This window comes from Streptomyces sp. NPDC056987 (assembly GCF_042673865.1).
GTDB lineage: Bacteria > Actinomycetota > Actinomycetes > Streptomycetales > Streptomycetaceae > Streptomyces.
Map to the genome: position 1 here is coordinate 77,126 of NZ_JBHURV010000036.1, position 15,253 is coordinate 92,378.

The 15,253-nt window shown below is 72.1% G+C and carries 14 protein-coding genes; 6 read left to right on the plus strand and 8 right to left on the minus strand.

Annotated features, from left to right (window positions below; translation table 11 throughout):
• The first annotated feature begins 11 nt into the window (after positions 1-11).
• A complete protein-coding gene (locus ACFTZC_RS32415) occupies positions 12-764 on the plus strand; it encodes a hypothetical protein (RefSeq protein WP_382895779.1) in 753 nt (250 codons plus the stop codon).
• Between the two features lie 29 nt (positions 765-793).
• Here the strand turns inward: ACFTZC_RS32415 and ACFTZC_RS32420 are convergent, their stop codons facing one another.
• Positions 794-1,465: a CatB-related O-acetyltransferase gene (locus ACFTZC_RS32420; protein WP_382895781.1), complete on the minus strand. Its 672-nt coding sequence runs from the start codon at positions 1,463-1,465 to the stop codon at positions 794-796.
• 156 nt (positions 1,466-1,621) lie between these two features.
• On the opposite strand from ACFTZC_RS32420, the gene ACFTZC_RS32425 reads away from it, so the two are divergent.
• Positions 1,622-2,305, plus strand: a complete 684-nt coding sequence (locus ACFTZC_RS32425) for a TetR/AcrR family transcriptional regulator (RefSeq protein ID WP_382895783.1) — start codon at positions 1,622-1,624, stop codon at positions 2,303-2,305.
• Between the two features lie 45 nt (positions 2,306-2,350).
• Here the strand turns inward: ACFTZC_RS32425 and ACFTZC_RS32430 are convergent, their stop codons facing one another.
• Positions 2,351-2,785, minus strand: coding sequence for an RNA-binding S4 domain-containing protein (locus ACFTZC_RS32430; protein WP_382895784.1), 435 nt, complete (start codon positions 2,783-2,785; stop codon positions 2,351-2,353).
• 91 nt (positions 2,786-2,876) lie between these two features.
• Positions 2,877-4,973 (minus strand): PhoX family protein, encoded by a 2,097-nt coding sequence (locus ACFTZC_RS32435; RefSeq protein WP_382895786.1) that lies wholly within the window; start codon positions 4,971-4,973, stop codon positions 2,877-2,879.
• A 579-nt stretch (positions 4,974-5,552) separates the two neighbouring features.
• On the opposite strand from ACFTZC_RS32435, the gene ACFTZC_RS32440 reads away from it, so the two are divergent.
• Entirely contained in the window at positions 5,553-6,980 is a 1,428-nt protein-coding gene (locus tag ACFTZC_RS32440; RefSeq protein ID WP_382895788.1) for a VWA domain-containing protein, read from the plus strand.
• 129 nt (positions 6,981-7,109) lie between these two features.
• Here ACFTZC_RS32440 and ACFTZC_RS32445 read toward each other — a convergent pair whose 3' ends face one another.
• Positions 7,110-8,345 (minus strand): sensor histidine kinase, encoded by a 1,236-nt coding sequence (locus ACFTZC_RS32445; RefSeq protein WP_382895790.1) that lies wholly within the window; start codon positions 8,343-8,345, stop codon positions 7,110-7,112.
• Positions 8,342-8,995, minus strand: coding sequence for a response regulator transcription factor (locus ACFTZC_RS32450; protein WP_382895792.1), 654 nt, complete (start codon positions 8,993-8,995; stop codon positions 8,342-8,344). Before ACFTZC_RS32450 ends, ACFTZC_RS32445 begins: the two co-directional genes overlap by 4 nt.
• A gap of 281 nt (positions 8,996-9,276) precedes the next feature.
• Between ACFTZC_RS32450 and metG the strand changes: the two genes are divergently transcribed.
• Positions 9,277-10,881, plus strand: coding sequence for a methionine--tRNA ligase (metG, locus tag ACFTZC_RS32455; RefSeq protein WP_382895794.1), 1,605 nt, complete (start codon positions 9,277-9,279; stop codon positions 10,879-10,881).
• 101 nt (positions 10,882-10,982) lie between these two features.
• Here metG and ACFTZC_RS32460 read toward each other — a convergent pair whose 3' ends face one another.
• The 3 genes from ACFTZC_RS32460 to ACFTZC_RS32470 form a co-directional block, all read right to left on the minus strand.
• Positions 10,983-11,933 carry an intradiol ring-cleavage dioxygenase gene (locus ACFTZC_RS32460; RefSeq protein WP_382895796.1) on the minus strand — a complete coding sequence of 317 codons (951 nt, stop codon included), beginning with the start codon at positions 11,931-11,933 and terminating at the stop codon, positions 10,983-10,985.
• Between the two features lie 184 nt (positions 11,934-12,117).
• The gene (locus ACFTZC_RS32465; RefSeq protein ID WP_382895798.1) at positions 12,118-12,996 is read right to left on the minus strand and encodes a hypothetical protein; all 879 of its coding nucleotides are present in this window, start codon (positions 12,994-12,996) and stop codon (positions 12,118-12,120) included.
• Between the two features lie 207 nt (positions 12,997-13,203).
• A complete protein-coding gene (locus ACFTZC_RS32470; RefSeq protein WP_382895800.1) occupies positions 13,204-13,677 on the minus strand; it encodes a MarR family winged helix-turn-helix transcriptional regulator in 474 nt (157 codons plus the stop codon).
• Positions 13,678-13,863: 186 nt separating this feature from the next.
• On the opposite strand from ACFTZC_RS32470, the gene ACFTZC_RS32475 reads away from it, so the two are divergent.
• The gene (locus tag ACFTZC_RS32475) at positions 13,864-14,439 is read left to right on the plus strand and encodes a DoxX family membrane protein (RefSeq protein WP_382895801.1); all 576 of its coding nucleotides are present in this window, start codon (positions 13,864-13,866) and stop codon (positions 14,437-14,439) included.
• A 36-nt stretch (positions 14,440-14,475) separates the two neighbouring features.
• Entirely contained in the window at positions 14,476-15,189 is a 714-nt protein-coding gene (locus ACFTZC_RS32480; protein ID WP_382895803.1) for an N-acyl homoserine lactonase family protein, read from the plus strand.
• The last annotated feature ends 64 nt before the right edge of the window (positions 15,190-15,253 follow it).

Here is a 15,253-nt window from a genome sequence, read left to right on the forward strand (position 1 = left end):
CGTCCGGGGCCATGGAGGACGCGCGGCGCTGGCTCGCCGAGCAGGGCATCACCGAGGCCGCCGGCAGGTGGTTCGACGCCGAGGCGCCGGACCACCCGCTCACGGGCAACGAGGTCGCGCTCGCCTGGGCGGGCCAACTGCTCACCGACGGGGCCCTGGACGCGGCCGAGCGCGTACGGCTGGCCTTCGGGTTGCTGGATCTCCTCGGCGAGTACTGGGTGAGCCATGAGATCCGGTCCGCGGACCAGGGCCCGGAGGGCCCCCTGCCCGCCGGCGCGCTGTGGGACGGTTACCGCCGCGGGCTGGAGGCGGACCGGGACGCCGAGGCCGTCACCTACTCGCTCTGGGTCGACTGGTTCGAGGACCGCGGCACCGCGGCGACCGCCTTCGCCGAGGTGCTCGGGAACGACATCGACCGCGTCGTGGCGGAAGGAGCGGGGGGACCCGCGGCACCGCTCCGCCGGGCCGGCCGCGCCCTGGCCGTCTCGGGCCCCGTCCCCTGGCCGGTGAAGCGGGCGGCGTACGAAGCCGCCGCACGGCTCCCCGCCCTGCACGGCCCGCTGTTCAAGGGCCTGCTCGCCGGCTACCACGATGTCCGCGGCGACCTGGATCCGGCGGCCGCTCGGGCCCTCCTCGCCCGGCTGCGGCTCCCGGCGGACACCCCGCATCTCGCGGAGCTCCGGTCCGTACTCGCGGCGGGGCACAGGAATCACTACCGCAGCCCCCACGCCTGGAACGACGCGGTGCGGGCCACGGCGGACTGATCATCCGCCGGGCCCCGGCCTCGGGAAGCTCACGGGGATGTCTCCGCCGCCCGTGCCGGTGCGGCCGGCGCCGCGTTCTCCAGGTCGTCGATGCTGCCGGACATGATCGTGCGGAGGTGTTCGGTGAGGTGCTGGAGCGGCCAGTCCCACCAGGCCAGGGCCAGCAGGCGGTCGACGTCCGCGTCGCTGTGACGGCGGCGGATGAGGCGGGCGGGGTTGCCGCCGACGACGCCGTAGTCGGGGACGTCGTCGACGACGACGGAGCCGGCGGCGATGATCGCCCCGTGGCCGATGCGGACGCCGGGCATCACCATGGCCCGGTAGCCGAACCAGACGTCATGGCCCACCACGGTGTCGCCCCGCCCGGGCAGACCGGTGATGAGGTCGAAGTGCCCGGACCAGGAACCGCCCATGATCGGGAACGGGAACGTCGAGGGGCCGTCCATACGGTGGTTGGCGCCGTTCATGATGAACCGCACCCCCTCGCCCAGTGCGCAGAACTTCCCGATGACCAGCTTCTCCGGCCCGTAGTGGTACAGCACGTTGCGGGTCTCGAAGGCGGTCGGATCGTCGGGGTCGTCGTAGTAGGAGAACTCGCCGACCTCGATCAGCGGCGAGGTGACCAGCGGCTTCAGGAGGACCACCCGCGGCTGCTCGGGCATCGGACGGACCACGGTCGGGTCGGCGGGAACGAGTGGCATCGCGAGGTGCTTCCTTCCTGAGGGGATGTCCGCGGGCCGGGAGACCTCGGCGCTTCGGGAGAGCCCGGCGCGTGACGGCCGAGACCACTAGTGCAACATCTGTTGCTTTAAGATGCTGCCATACCCCCGTTACCCCGAGCAACCGGACTTCCAGCGATGACTCCCACGGACCCAGCACCGGAAGGCACCCGGCCACCGCCGGCCCGACGCCGCCCCGGAGGCCGTACCGCCCGTATCCGTACGCAGGTGTTCGACGCGCTCCTCGCGGAACTCGGCGAACACGGTTACGACGGCCTCACCATGGACGCCGTCGCCGCCCGCTCCGGAGTGCACCGCACCACGGTGTACCGGCGCTGGGGAGACGTCGGCGGCCTGCTCGCCGACTTCCTCGACGCGGCGGGCGACGACGACTGGCGGCCACCGGACACCGGCTCACTGGAAGGCGACCTGGCGGCACTGAACCAGGAGATCCACACGGCCCTGACCGCACGTCCGCCGGTCGTCGCGGCGCTGATCGCCGCCTCGTTCCGCTCCGAGCAGGCCGCCCGCGCCCAGCAGCGGCTCTGGGAGGACCGGTACGCCCGCTGCGAGATCGTCGTCGGCCGGGCGGTCCGGCGCGGCGAACTCCCGCCGCGCACCGACGCCCGGCCGCTGCTCATCGCCGCCACCGCGCCGCTCTACCACCAGCTGGTGCTCCTGCGCACGCCACCCGACCCGCGCCTGCCCGCCCGTGCGGCCAGAACCGCCGCCCTCGCCGCGGCCGCGGGCGCCTTCGCCGGGCCTCCCCCGGCGAGCGGGACGCCGGGCGAAGGGAAACCGCACGACGGAGACCCACCGTGATCTTCGGTCCGCCGGTGCCGAGTCGCAGGCGCCGTCGCCGTACGGTCAAGAACTTTTCGGCGACTGGCCCTGATCGAACCCCTGCAACCGCTCCATCTCCCGCCGGTCCCGCTTCGTCGGGCGGCCCGTGCCCCGGTCGCGCACCGGGACCGACGGGGTCAGCTCGCGGGGCGGCGGCGGGGGGCTGTTGTCGACGTAGCACTCGACCGCCACCGGGGCGCCGACCCGTTTCCGTACCGTACGGGAGACCACGACCACCCGGTCGCGGCCCGCGTGGCGCAGGCGGACCTCGTCGCCCGCCTTCAGGGCGTACGCGGGCTTGACCCGCTCGCCGTTGACGCGGACGTGACCCGCGCGACAGGCCGTGGCCGCCTGGGAGCGTGTCTTGGTGAGCCGTACGGACCAGATCCAGGTGTCGACCCGGGCCGTTCCCTCGTCCTGCCCTGTCCCCGTCCCCGTACCGGAAGCCTCAGAAGCCATACCCCGAGGGTAGCCCGGCCCGGCACGCGGAAGGGGTGGCGCCGGTCCGAGCGGCGCCACCCCTGGTCATACGTGTCTCACGCGACCGGCGTCACACGCCGATGTCGCGGCCGTCGTTGCGCCACACCGAGACCACCGACGGGCGGACGATCCGGCCCGGGCCGTCCGGCCACGCGCTCGCCGGCTTCTCGACCGACGCGCCGTCGATCTCGCCCGGGTGCTGGACCGCGACCAGGACCCGGCGGTCCTGGATGATCGGGCCACAGGTCTCCGCGCCGTTCGGCATGGTCAGGAACTGCTTCAGCTCACCGCGCCGTTCGCCCTGCGTCGCGACCCCGAAGAGCCCGTCGTGGTTGCCGAGCGCGTTGCCGTCCGTCGAGATCCACAGGTTGCCGTGCGGGTCGAAGGCGACGTTGTCCGGGCAGGAGATCGGGGAGACCTTGTCCTTCGGGAAGCCCGCGAAGTACGTGGCCGGGTCCTTCGGGTCGCCCGCGACCAGGAAGAGCCGCCAGGCGAAGCCGTCGCCCGCCGGGTCGTCCCAGTTCTCCGCCAGCTCCAGGATGTGCCCGTGCTTGTTGGCGTTGCGCGGGTTGGCCTCGTCGGGGCCCGCCTTGCCCGCCTTGCCGCGGTCGGTGTTGTTCGTCAGCGCGACATAGACGCGGCCCGTGCGCGGCGACGGCTCGACGTCCTCGGGGCGGTCCATCTTCGTGGCGCCGACCTTGTCACCCGCGAGGCGCGTGAAGACGTACACCTCGTCGGCGGACATGCCCGGGACGTGCGAGACATCGCCGGTGGCCAGCGGGATCCAGACGCCGGAACCGTCGAACTCGCCGTCGTTGGGCAGCTTGCCCGTGCCGTCGATCTCGCCCGCCGGGCTGTCGCCGGTCAGCTTCGCGACGTACAGCGTGCCCTCGTCGAGCAGCGTGAGGTTGTGCTCGTGGGCGGCGCGCCCGCCACCCTTCTTCATCTTCTTCGAGGAGACGAACTTGTAGAGGTAGTCGAAGCGCTCGTCGTCGCCCATGTAGACGACGGGCCGGCCGTCGGCGGTGAGCCGGGGCTGCGCGGCCTCGTGCTTGAAGCGGCCGAGGGCGGTGCGCTTGCGGGGCGTGGAGTCCGGGTCGTACGGGTCCAGTTCGACGACCCAGCCGAAGCGGTGCGCCTCGTTGGGCTCCTGCTTGAGGTCGAAGCGCTTGTCGAACTGCTCCCACTTGCGCTCGGACGCGCCGGTGCCGATCCCGTACCGCAGGTCGGTCGGGCTGGAACCGTTGGCGAAGTACTGGTTGAAGTTCTCCTCGCCGTGCAGCGTGGTGCCCCACGGAGTGGTGCCGCCGGCGCAGTTGTTGAGCGTGCCGTACACCTTGCTGCCCGTACGGTCCGCGGAGGTGCGCAGCAGGTCGCTGCCGGCGGCCGGACCGGTGAGGCGGAACTCGCTCTGCACGGTGAGGCGGCGGTTGAGCTGGTGGCGGGTGACGGCGGTGAGCTTGCCGCTCTTGCGGTCCTCCTCGACCACGACGACGGAGAGGCCGTGGGCCGCCCAGGCGATCTCGACCTGCTCGCGGGTCGGCTTGGCCGGGTCGTATCCCTTGAACATCAGGATCTCGTCCGTGTACTCGTGGTTGGCCACGAGGAGCTGCCGGCCCTTCTCGCCCTTCTCGGTCAGGGGCAGCAGGCTCAGGAAGTCGTTGTTGTAGCCGAACTGACCGGCCTGGGCCTTCGCCGTCTGCTGGTCGGGGTCGAAGGCGGGCGCGCCGCGCAGGATCGGGTCGCCCCAGCGGATGACGACGTTCTGGCTGTGGCCGGCGGGGATGGTCACCTTGTCGGCGGTGTTGGGCGCGACGGCCTGGAAGCGCAGACCGCGGGCACCGTCGGCGGTGGCGGAGCCGCCGCCCGTACCGGCGTTGCCGTGGCCGTCGCCGACGACGGGGGCGGCGGAGGCGGTGGAACCGCCGGGGCCGCCGAGGGCGAGCGCGCTGCCCGCGGCGCCCGCGACCGTGACGACGGCGGCGGCGCGCATCATCGAACGTCTCGACAGGGCACCGGCGATGACATCACCGACGTACTCGTTGTCGCTCTTGTTGGGCACCTCGTGGAAGCACGCGTCGCCACAGCGGTAACGGCAGGTCAGAGCGGAACGGCCGCCGGGATGCGGGGATGAGGGGGAGCTGAGCAACGGGAGCAGCTTGCGCACGTACGCCTCCGGTGATGGTTCGGCGCGCACCGCGCCGACAGGCTGTCGGGATGACTCGGCGGCCGACGCTAGGCGCGGGCACCGGCAGCACGGCGGCCGGAAGATGAACGGAACATGAATCCACATCGACCGGGTGGTCGGGGGAGAGTAATGTCCGGCGCGCAGGCGAACGCGGGGCGCCGTGGAGGCCACGCCGCTACCCTTCTGCCCGTTACGTGAACCGCCCCTGCCGTGGATCGCCCGGGGCGGCCGCTAACCTTACGTATCCGCCCTGGCCAGGAATGCGCGTTTTCCCGGTGGCGGACACCGCACCCAACTCATCTGAAAGGCTCGCCCATGGGCATTCGGAGCTTGCTGCGCAAGGTGTTCGGACGCGACCGTGCGGAGGAGCGCAACGGGTCGGCCCCTGCTACGGAATCGGCCCCGGAGGCGGCGTCCGACTCGACCCCGGCCTCTGCCTCGACCTCGACTTCCACCACTACCTCTACCTCTGCCTCTGCCTCCGCCTCTACTTCCGCAGCCTCGGGCTCCGATGCCGGTGCGTCGTCCGGTTCGGCGCCGGCGCCGGCGTCCGTCTCGGTGCCGTCCCAGGCCGACCGTACGGAGAAGTCGGCGCCCGCGCGGAAGTCGCCGGCGACGGCGGGTGCCGGGGCGGGAGCGGGTGCCGGGGCCGCGGATCTGGTGGCCGCGGCGTTCGACAACGCCCGCCCGGGCGAGCCGGAGCGCAGCGTGCCGTCCCAGGCGTCGCGCACGCGCTCGGCGGACGAGCCGCTGACGACCGCGCAGGAGACCCCGTCGGTACCGGCGGTCCCGACCGTCCCGGCGCAGGCGTCCGCCGAACCGGAACTGAAGCCGGAGGCCAAGCCCGAGGCCGAGCCGAAAGCCGAGCCGGAGGCCGAGAAGACCGCGGAGCCGTCGCCGGAGCCGGAGCCGAAGCCGGAGGCTGAAGCGAAGGCCGCAACGGTGACGGCAGCGGTGACCGAGCCCGCACCGGAAACGAAGGCGGAGGCAGAGCCGGCGACCGGCCCCGAGGCCGAGCCCGAGCCCGAGTCCACGCCGGAGCCCGCCCCGGCCGCGAAGGCCGAGCCGGAAACCGTGACCGAGCCCGCGCCGGTGACCGAGCCCGCAGCCGCGCCCGAGCCGGTAGCCGCTGCCGCGACCGAGGCCACTCCCGAGCCGGAGCCCGAGCCCACCCCCTCGCCGGAGCCCGCGTCGGAGTCAACTCCCCTCCCTTCCAACGAGGTTGAGCCCCTCGCGGCGGAGATCACTCCCGAGGCCACCCCTGACACCGAGGACGAAACCGACACCGCGTCCGCCACCGCGGCTCGCCCGGCCCTCGCCCTCGCGCGCGTCAAGTCCCGCGCACCCGGGCTCGCGGAGCGCTACAAGGCCGCCGGCGCCGCGCTCAAGAAGTACGGGCTGACCGGGCGTCGCGCCACCGTCTACCTGGTCCTCGACCGCTCCGGTTCCATGCGGCCGTACTTCAAGGACGGCAGCGCCCAGCACCTCGGTGAGCAGGCCCTCGCGCTCTCCGCGCACCTGGACGAGGGCGCGACCGTCCCCGTCGTGTTCTTCTCCACCGAGATCGACGGGACCGGCGAGATCGGGCTCGACGCGTACGAGGGGAAGATCGACGAACTGAACGGCTCCCTCGGCCGCATGGGGCGTACGAACTACCACCGCGCCGTCGAAGAGATCGTCTCGCACTACGAGAAGTCCGGGGCCGACGGGCCCGCGCTGGTGATCTTCCAGACGGACGGCGCGCCCAGCCTCGTACGCGCCGCCGAGCAGGCGTTCGCCGAGGCCGCGAAGCTGCCGGTGTTCTGGCAGTTCGTGGCGTTCGGCGAGGAGGACTCCAAGGCGTTCGACTTCGCGCGGAAGCTCGGCGCGGACGCCGCCACCGACAACGTCGGCTTCTTCCACGCGGGCCCGGTCCCGAGCGACCTGCCCGACGCGGCGTTCTACCGCGGGCTGCTCGCCGGATGGGACCCCGAGAGCGGAGCCTGAGGGCTCCGGCCCTCACCGCCGGCCGTTCGCCCAGGCGCCGGACGGGCCCTTTCCCCGCCTGTCCGGCGCCGGCGCGGCCACACGCACCGACGCCTACGCCCGCACCGACGCCTACGCCGGCGCCGACTCCTACGCCGGCACGGACTGCCCGGCGGACGCCGACGACCGCACCGCCGACGACGGCACCGGCAGCGTCACCGTCACCACCAGCCCCCCGCCGTCGCCGCCCGGCACCGCGTCCACCGTCCCGCCGTGCGCCTCCGCGATCGAGCGGACGATCGAGAGCCCGAGCCCCGCGCCCCGCCCCATCCGGTCGCGGCCCTCGCCCCGCCGGAACGGTTCGAACAGCGCGGGCACATCCGCCGCCGCGACCTCCGGCCCCGTGTTCCGCACCACGAGCACCGCGCCGGTCACCTCCACGTCCACCGTCCCGCCCGGCACGTTGTACGTGACGGCGTTGGCCAGCAGGTTCCCCACCAGCTGGCCGAGCAGCAGCCGGTTGCCCTGCACCGTCTCGGCGTCCTTGACCGTCAGCGACACGGCGCCGCCGCACCGCACCGTCTCCTCCGCCACCGCCTCGCCGAGATCGACCGGCTCCAGGTCGTCCACCTCCCGCTCGCTGCGCGCCAGCACCAGCAGCCCCTCGATGAGCTTCTCGCTGCGCCGGTTGTTGTCGAGCAGGGTCTCCTTCGTACGGGCCAGTTCGTCCGGCGAGCAGAGGTCGTCCAGCCCGACCTGGATCGCGGTGCGCTGCGTCGCCAGCGGGGTGCGCAGCTCGTGCGAGGCGTTGGCGATGAAGCGGCGCTGGCTGTCGAACGCCTTCTGGAGCCGGGCCAGCAGGGCGTCCAGGGTGTCGCTCAATTCCTTGAGCTCGTCGTTGGGACCGCGCGCCCTGATCCGCTCGTGCAGGTTGCGCTCGGAGAGCCTGCGGGCCTTCGCCGTCATCGCGTGCACGGGCCGCAGCACCCGGCCCGCCGTCCACCACCCCACGCCCACCGCGCACGCCGCCATGATCAGCAGCGCGACGACCGACCAGAACACCATCTCGTCGGAGGCCGCGTTCGTGACGTTGTCGGCGACCTGGTTGACGGTCACGGGCGCGATCTGCTGCTCGCCGATCAGACGCGTCACGGACTCCGGCTGGACGGCGGGCGCCACCTGGGCCGGCGCCACCCGGGCGGCGATCTCCGCGGCCTCCATCTGCGTACCCGCGCTGGAGAGCAGGTTGACGATGGTCAGCAGACAGCCACCCAGCACGAGGAAGACACCGCCGTAGACGAGCGCGATGCGTGTACGGATGGTGGAGCCGGCGAGCGGCCGGAGCAGCCGGGCGGCGCCCCCCTGGCGTATCGGCCAAGGGCTCACAGCGCGTACCCCACGCCCTGCACCGTGCGGATCAGCGGCGGGTCCCCCAGCTTCGACCGCAGCTTGCTCAGGCAGACCCGTACCGCCCCGGTGAAGGGATCGGCGTGCGCGTCCCACGCGCGCTCCAGCAGCTCCTCGGCCGAGACGGGCGCCCCGTCCGCCTCCAGCAGGATCTGGAGTACGGAGAACTCCTTGGGCGAGAGATCCAGCGCCACCCCGTCCCGCGACGCGGTCCGCCGTACGGAGTCGAGCCGCACCCCGTACTTCTCCAGCTGCGGCGGTACAGGCCTGGCACTGCGCCGCCGCAGGGCGCGGACCCGGGAGACCAGCTCGGGGAAGTCGAAGGGCTTGCCGAGATAGTCGTCGGCGCCCAGGTCGAGCCCTTCGACGCGGTCCTCCAGGGAGGCGGACGCGGTGAGCATCAGGATGCGCGTACGGGAGGACTCGGAGACCAGCTTGCGCGCCACGTCGTCGCCGTGGACGCGGGGCAGGTCGCGGTCGAGCACGACGACGTCGTAGTCGTGCAGGCCCAGATAGGCGAGGGCGGCGTCCCCGCTGTAGACGGTGTCGACGGCGAAGCCCGCCCGGCGCAGCCCGGTGGCCACCAGCTCGGCCAGGACCTCCTCGTCCTCGGCGACCAGTACCCGCATGCTGTCGTCCCCTGCCTCTCTCGCCGGCCCCGATCCCGGCACCGGACCTGCCCCCGGTCGTGCCCCCGGCCCCGGACCTGACTCCGATGCCGGAGATGACCCCGTCCCCGTCCCCGTCCCCGTCCCGTCCCTCATCCTCTGTCCCGCCTCGTACATGATGCCCATTCCCTCCCAGGATGTGCCTGTCTATCGCGGCACCTGTTTCCCGGAGGTCTCCACCGGGTAGCTACCGTCATTTATCGATGTGAAGGCACCGCTTCCGGGCCGATACCATTTCGAGCATGGCGGCCACTGGATCCGAAGAGCAGGGTGGGAAGGCGTACTACGTCACCACCCCCATTTACTACGTCAACGACGCTCCTCACCTGGGCCACGCCTACACGACCGTCGCAGGCGACGTGCTCTCCCGCTGGCACCGCCAGCGCGGCGAGAAGGTGTGGTTCCTCACCGGCACGGACGAGCACGGTCAGAAGATCATGCGCACCGCCGACGCGAACGGGGTCACTCCGCAGGAGTGGTGCGACAAGCTCGTCGAGGAGGCGTGGAAGCCCCTCTGGGAGCACCTGAACATCGCGAACGACGACTTCATCCGGACGACGGAGGAGCGGCACACGGCCCGGGTGCAGGAGTTCGTGCAGGACCTGTACGACAAGGACGAGATCTACAAGGGCGGCTACGAGGGCCCGTACTGCGTGGGCTGCGAGGAGTACAAACTCTCCGCCGAGCTGATCGAGGACGAGAACGGCGTCAAGCTGTGTTCGATCCACAAGACGCCGGTGGAGATCCTCAAGGAGGAGAACTACTTCTTCAAGCTCAGTGAGTACGGTCCGAAGCTCCTCGCGCACTACGAGGCCAACCCCGGCTTCGTCCAGCCCGAGTCCGCCCGCAACGAGGTCGTGAACTTCGTCAAGCAGGGCCTTCAGGACCTGTCGATCTCGCGCTCGACCTTCGACTGGGGCGTCCCGGTGCCGTGGGACGAGAAGCACGTCATCTACGTCTGGGTCGACGCGCTGCTGAACTACGCGACGGCGGTCGGCTACGGCGCGAACCAGGAGAAGTTCGACGCCACGTTCCCGGCCGACGTCCACCTGGTCGGCAAGGACATCCTGCGCTTCCACGCGATCATCTGGCCCGCCATGCTGATGGCGCAGGGGCTCCCCGTGCCCGGCCGGGTGGCCGCCAACGGCTGGCTGATGGTCGGCGGCGAGAAGATGTCGAAGTCGAACCTGACCGGCATCAAGCCGCAGGACCTGACCTCGCACTTCGGCGTCGACGCGTACCGCTGGTACTTCCTGCGGGCCATCGCCTTCGGGCAGGACGGCTCGTTCTCCTGGGAGGACTTCAGCGCCCGCTACACCTCCGAGCTGGCGAACGACTACGGCAACCTCGCCTCGCGCGTCGCGGCCATGGTCGGCAAGTACTTCGGCGGCTCGCTGCCGGCCGACGCCGCCCCGGGCGACGCGGAGCAGGCCGTACGGGACGGGCTGGTGAAGGCGGTCGCCGAGGCGGACCGGAAGATCGGCGAGGAGCTGGACTTCGCGGGCGGGATCGCGGCGGTCTTCGACTTCGTGAAGCAGGTCAACGGCTATCTGACCGAGCAGGAGCCGTGGAAGGTCGCCAAGGACGACTCGGCGGAGGGCCGGGCGCGGCTCGCGACGATCCTCTACACGGCCTCCGAGTCGCTGCGGGCGATCGCCGTCCTGCTCAACCCGGTGATGCCGGAGACCTCGCAGAAGCTGTGGGACTCGCTCGGCGCGGACGAGGCGCTGGGCGCGCTCGCCGAGCAGCGGGTCCAGGACGCGGGCACGTGGGGCCTGCTGCCCGCGGGCGCGACGGTGACGAAGGGCGCGGTGCTCTTCCCGCGTCTGGAGGAGCAGCCGGCGTAGCGCGCCGTACACACGTTCATGGGGCAGGGCCCGGAACCAGGCTGACGCGCCGGGTTCCGGGCCCTGCCCCATGGAGCGGATCAGCGGAGAGTGGCGCCGGATCAGAGATCGGTGCCCTCGTGGGTCTCGTCCGGGTCGACGCCCATCGTGAGGGAGCCGACGACACCGCGCGCCATGTCGTTCTTGCGGTACGAGAGCTTCAGCAGCCCGCCCTGGACGCCGCTCTGGTCGTAGATGGTGTCCTCGGTGAGCGTGGTGCGCTCGGTCGTGCTGGTCGAGTACGGCGCGATCTTCGCCGAGTCGAGGACCGCGGCCTCCTCGAAGAAGAACTGGCCGGTGTGGCAGGTGTGCCCGCCCTCGTACCCGGCGTCGGTCATCCTGCCGCCGACGTGCACCTTGGTGTGGATGTGCACGGCGCGGCCCCGGTACCAGCCCGGGAAGACCGTCTTGAACTCGACGAAGCCGTTCTTGTCGGTGAGCCAGGTGCCGCGCAGGTACCGCTTGTCGTCGGTGGGCTCCTCGTGACCGCCGCCGCCACCGCCGGGGCCGCCGGTCGGGGGTGTCCCGGTGGGCGTGTCCGTGGGGGCGTCGGTCGGGGCGTCGGTGGGCGGGGTGCCGCCGCCACCGCCGCCGGTGGAGGCGGACTCGTAACCGGAGTAGAGGCCCAGCGCGTCGCAGTGCCAGATGTCGACGGCCGCGCCGCGCAGCGGCTTGCAGGTGTCCGAGTCGATCGCCTTGAGGCGGAGGGTCATGGGGATGCCCTCCTTGCCCTCGGTGATGTCCTTCCTGATCTTGTCGGCGTCGATGTAGTACGGGCCCTCGGTGGTCCCCGAGGTGAGCCGGTAGCACTCCTCGCCGGCGCCGGTCGCCGTGGCGCCGTTCCCGGTGCCGTTCTCGGCGCCCGTGGACGAGGCTGCCGTGTCCTCGCCCGCCGACGCCGTGGTGACGGCCGCGGCGGCCATGCCGGTGGCGGCAATGGCCGCGCCGCCCGCGAGTACCGCTCTGCGGCGCATCATGTCCCGTTTCTCCAAAGGCACTTGGGTCTCTGTCATGTCACGGGACCCTAGGGAGCCAAGCTGGCAGCGACCTGGGCACGGGCTGTGAAGAACGGATCAACCGGGAGTGCCCGGGGACGCGGAGGAGCAGGGAGAGCCGCCGGGCTCATCGGCCCAGGATCATCGGGGCCTCATCGTCCCGGGAACGTCGGGGCCTCATCGTCCCGGGAACGTCGGGGGCTCATCGGCCCAGGGACTCCTCGTCGCCCATCACCACGACCGGCCGCTTCGCCGGGTCCAGCGTGCGCAGCAGCTCCTTCATCCGCTCGCGCGGCACGGAGACGCACGCCTGGGTGGGGCCGCCGTGGTCCACGTGGATCCAGATGCCGCCGCCCTTGTCGCCGCCGAGCGGCCGGGTCCAGTCGAGCGGGGTGCTGCCCGGCACACGGTTGTAGTTGATCGCGACGACGTAGTCGAAGGAGCCTTCGAGCGGCTCGCCCTCGAACCCGGTGCCCGAGACCGAGAAGGCCGGTCCCCGGTCGTACGGGAGCCGCGTCCCCGGATCGGCCAGCCGGCCGCCCGCGTCGGTCAGCCCGTACACCCCGACGGGCGAGCGCAGATCGCCCTGGTTGTGGTCGTCGGTCCACCCCTCCAGCGCGTTGTGCGCGGGCCAGGTGTCGGTGACGGGCTCCCAGCCGGTGACGGGGTCGCGCTCGTAGACGACGACGGAGGAGAGGTTGGAGTCGCGGTTGATGCCGGTCACGACCACGGCCTGGGTCGTCCCCGGGGGGATCTCGGCGCGGGTCTCCGGGCCGAGGCCGGGGATCGCCCGGGCCCGGGCGCCGCGTGCCTCCAGTGGCCCGGACGCGCCCGCGCCGGCGCCGCCCGCGGTGTCCTCGCCGTTGCGCCCGGCGGCGTCGGATTCCGAGGCGGAGGCGGCGCCGCGACCGGAGCGGGTGCCGGCCTTGTCCGCGGTGTCCGCCCGGCCCGCGTCGCGCACGCCGTCGCCGTCCGCGCAGCCGGTGAGCAGCAGACCGGTCGCCAGCAGCGCGGCGGCCAGCCGCGGTCCTCCGCGAAGCGTGCGAAGAGCGCGGACAGCGCGTGTCGGGCGCACAGACATGTACGGGCCTCTCATTCCGTGTTGCCGGGGAAGGCAGGAGGGGCGGATGCGCTTCCTGCACCGAAGTCTGCGCCGGTGATCATCGTACGGACGTCCTCCGCCCGGTCCCCGGCGCGTCGCCCGCGTCGGACAGGACCACGGCGGAGGCGGTGATTCACCCGACCGGTCCCGTGCCGCGGGCGCGGCGCGCGATGCGCGTCCCCTCGCTCAGCGGCCCCTCTCACCCGCCTCGCGCAGCCGCCGGCCGACCGTGCCGAGGCTCCCGGCGAGGGCGGCGAGCTGGTCGCCGTCGAGGACGTCGATGAGCAGTTCGCGGACGAGCGCGACATGCCCGGGGGCCGTCGCGCGCAGCCGCTCGCGGCCCGCGTCGGTGAGGACGGCGAAGACGCCGCGCACGTCGGAGGGGCAGGAGCGGCGGCGGACGAGACCGGCCTTCTCCAGTTGTCCGACCTGATAGGTGAGGCCGCTCTTGGAGGTGAGCAGAAGATCCGCCAGCCCTGTCATGCGCAGTTCGCCGCCGGGCGCCTCCGAGAGCCGCACCAGGATCTCGTACTGCGCGTGGGAGAGGCCCGCCTCCTCCTTGAGCTGCTGGTCGAGGCGGCGCTCCAGAAGGGTGGTGGCGGTGATGAAACCGCGCCACGCGGCCAGCTCGTGCTCGTCCAGCCAGCGGGGCTCGTCCATGACCTCATCCTAGGCCTCAGTTGTTGAAATTCAAATCACTGTGTACCGTCGGAACCGAGCCATTGCTTCAACTTTCAAGGAATGGCCACCGGGCTCCCCGGAGCCGGCCACACAACGGAACGGCCTCAGCGAAGCGGCCTCGCAGAAGCGGCCCCCACCCCCTTCACCCCAGGAGAGAACGCGCTCATGCCCTCCCCCTCCCTCACCAGCACCCTCGCCCCGCTGTCCGGCTCCGGCGCCGGCTCCGCCCCCGGCGACCGGGGCCACGCCTCCACGCCCCACGCCTACGACGTCGGCCTGCTGCTGCTCCGCGTCGTCCTGGGCCTGACGATGGCCGCACACGGCAGCCAGAAGCTGTTCGGCTGGTTCGGCGGCGGCGGCCTGGACGGCACCGGCGCGTTCTTCACGATGAGCGGCTACCCGTCCGGCAAGGCGTTCGCCGTGGTCGCCGGGTTGACCGAGACCCTCGGCGGCCTCGGCCTGGCCGTCGGCCTGCTGACTCCGCTGATGGGCGCCGCCGTGGTCGGCACCATGGTCAACGCCATCGCCGTCAAGGGCACCGGCGCCTTCTTCGCCCCGGCCGGGATCGAGTACGAGCTCCTGCTCACCGCCGGCGCCGCCGCCCTGGCCCTCACCGGCCCCGGCCGACTCGCCGCCGACCGCTTCCTCCCCGTCCTCAAGGCACACCGCCTGGCCTACGGCGCGTCGGCGGTGCTCCTCGGCCTGGCGGTGGCGGGCCTCACCCTGCTGCTGCGCAAGTAAGCCCGGTTTCGGACGGCGGCCTGCGAGGATGGCCGCATGGGGAAGACCATGGCGGTGCGTCGACTCGATCTCGGGTACTTCATCCGGCCGGCCGCGGAAGCGGGCGGCCCGCAGCCACGAGTCGAACCCGTCCTTGCCTACCTGGTGCGACACGACAACGGGCTGATCCTCTTCGACACCGGCATCGGGGACGCGGACCCCGAAACCGAAGCGCGCTATCGGCCCCGCCGCCGTGCGCTGCAGGACGCCCTCTCGGCGTCCGGAGTCGCCCTTGACGACGTTTCCATGATCGTGAACTGCCACCTGCACTTCGACCACATCGGCGGGAACCCCCTCCTGGGCGGCAAGCCCATCCTGGTGCAGGACGTCGAACTGGCCACCGCACGCCGGGGCAACTACACCGTCGACAAGCTGATCGACTTCCCTGGCGCAACCTACGAAGAAGTCGCCGGCGAGACCGAGTTCTGGCCCGGGATCTGGATCATTCCGACACCCGGGCACACCCGGGGGCACCAGTCGCTGGTCCTCCGGCAGGGCGACGGCACCGTGGTCCTCGCCGGCCAGGCACACGACTTCGCCTCCCACTTCGCGTCCGAGCAATTGGCCCGCCACGCGACACTTCGCGGCGTGGAGCAGCCGCTTCCTCCCTATCGGCACTGGCTGGACCGGCTCGCCGAGTTCGACCCACGACGTGTGCTCTTCGCCCACGACTGCTCGGTCTGGGAACCGCCGCAGACCGAAGGCCGCTGAAACCCGACTCTCCGGCACAGGTCACACGAGAGGCGCGTCGCCCGGACCCTCTCGGGTCCGGGCC

What these genes read in the sequence shown, in the direction of transcription:
- ACFTZC_RS32415 (WP_382895779.1), top strand. Translation starts at nt 12, where the DNA reads ATGGAGGACGCGCGGCGCTGGCTCGCCGAGCAGGGCATCACCGAGGCC.
- ACFTZC_RS32420 (WP_382895781.1), bottom strand. Translation starts at nt 1,465, where the DNA reads ATGCCACTCGTTCCCGCCGACCCGACCGTGGTCCGTCCGATGCCCGAG.
- ACFTZC_RS32425 (WP_382895783.1), top strand. Translation starts at nt 1,622, where the DNA reads ATGACTCCCACGGACCCAGCACCGGAAGGCACCCGGCCACCGCCGGCC.
- ACFTZC_RS32430 (WP_382895784.1), bottom strand. Translation starts at nt 2,785, where the DNA reads ATGGCTTCTGAGGCTTCCGGTACGGGGACGGGGACAGGGCAGGACGAG.
- ACFTZC_RS32450 (WP_382895792.1), bottom strand. Translation starts at nt 8,995, where the DNA reads ATGCGGGTACTGGTCGCCGAGGACGAGGAGGTCCTGGCCGAGCTGGTG.
- metG (WP_382895794.1), top strand. Translation starts at nt 9,277, where the DNA reads ATGGCGGCCACTGGATCCGAAGAGCAGGGTGGGAAGGCGTACTACGTC.
- ACFTZC_RS32460 (WP_382895796.1), bottom strand. Translation starts at nt 11,933, where the DNA reads ATGACAGAGACCCAAGTGCCTTTGGAGAAACGGGACATGATGCGCCGC.
- ACFTZC_RS32465 (WP_382895798.1), bottom strand. Translation starts at nt 12,996, where the DNA reads ATGTCTGTGCGCCCGACACGCGCTGTCCGCGCTCTTCGCACGCTTCGC.
- ACFTZC_RS32470 (WP_382895800.1), bottom strand. Translation starts at nt 13,677, where the DNA reads ATGGACGAGCCCCGCTGGCTGGACGAGCACGAGCTGGCCGCGTGGCGC.
- ACFTZC_RS32475 (WP_382895801.1), top strand. Translation starts at nt 13,864, where the DNA reads ATGCCCTCCCCCTCCCTCACCAGCACCCTCGCCCCGCTGTCCGGCTCC.
- ACFTZC_RS32480 (WP_382895803.1), top strand. Translation starts at nt 14,476, where the DNA reads ATGGGGAAGACCATGGCGGTGCGTCGACTCGATCTCGGGTACTTCATC.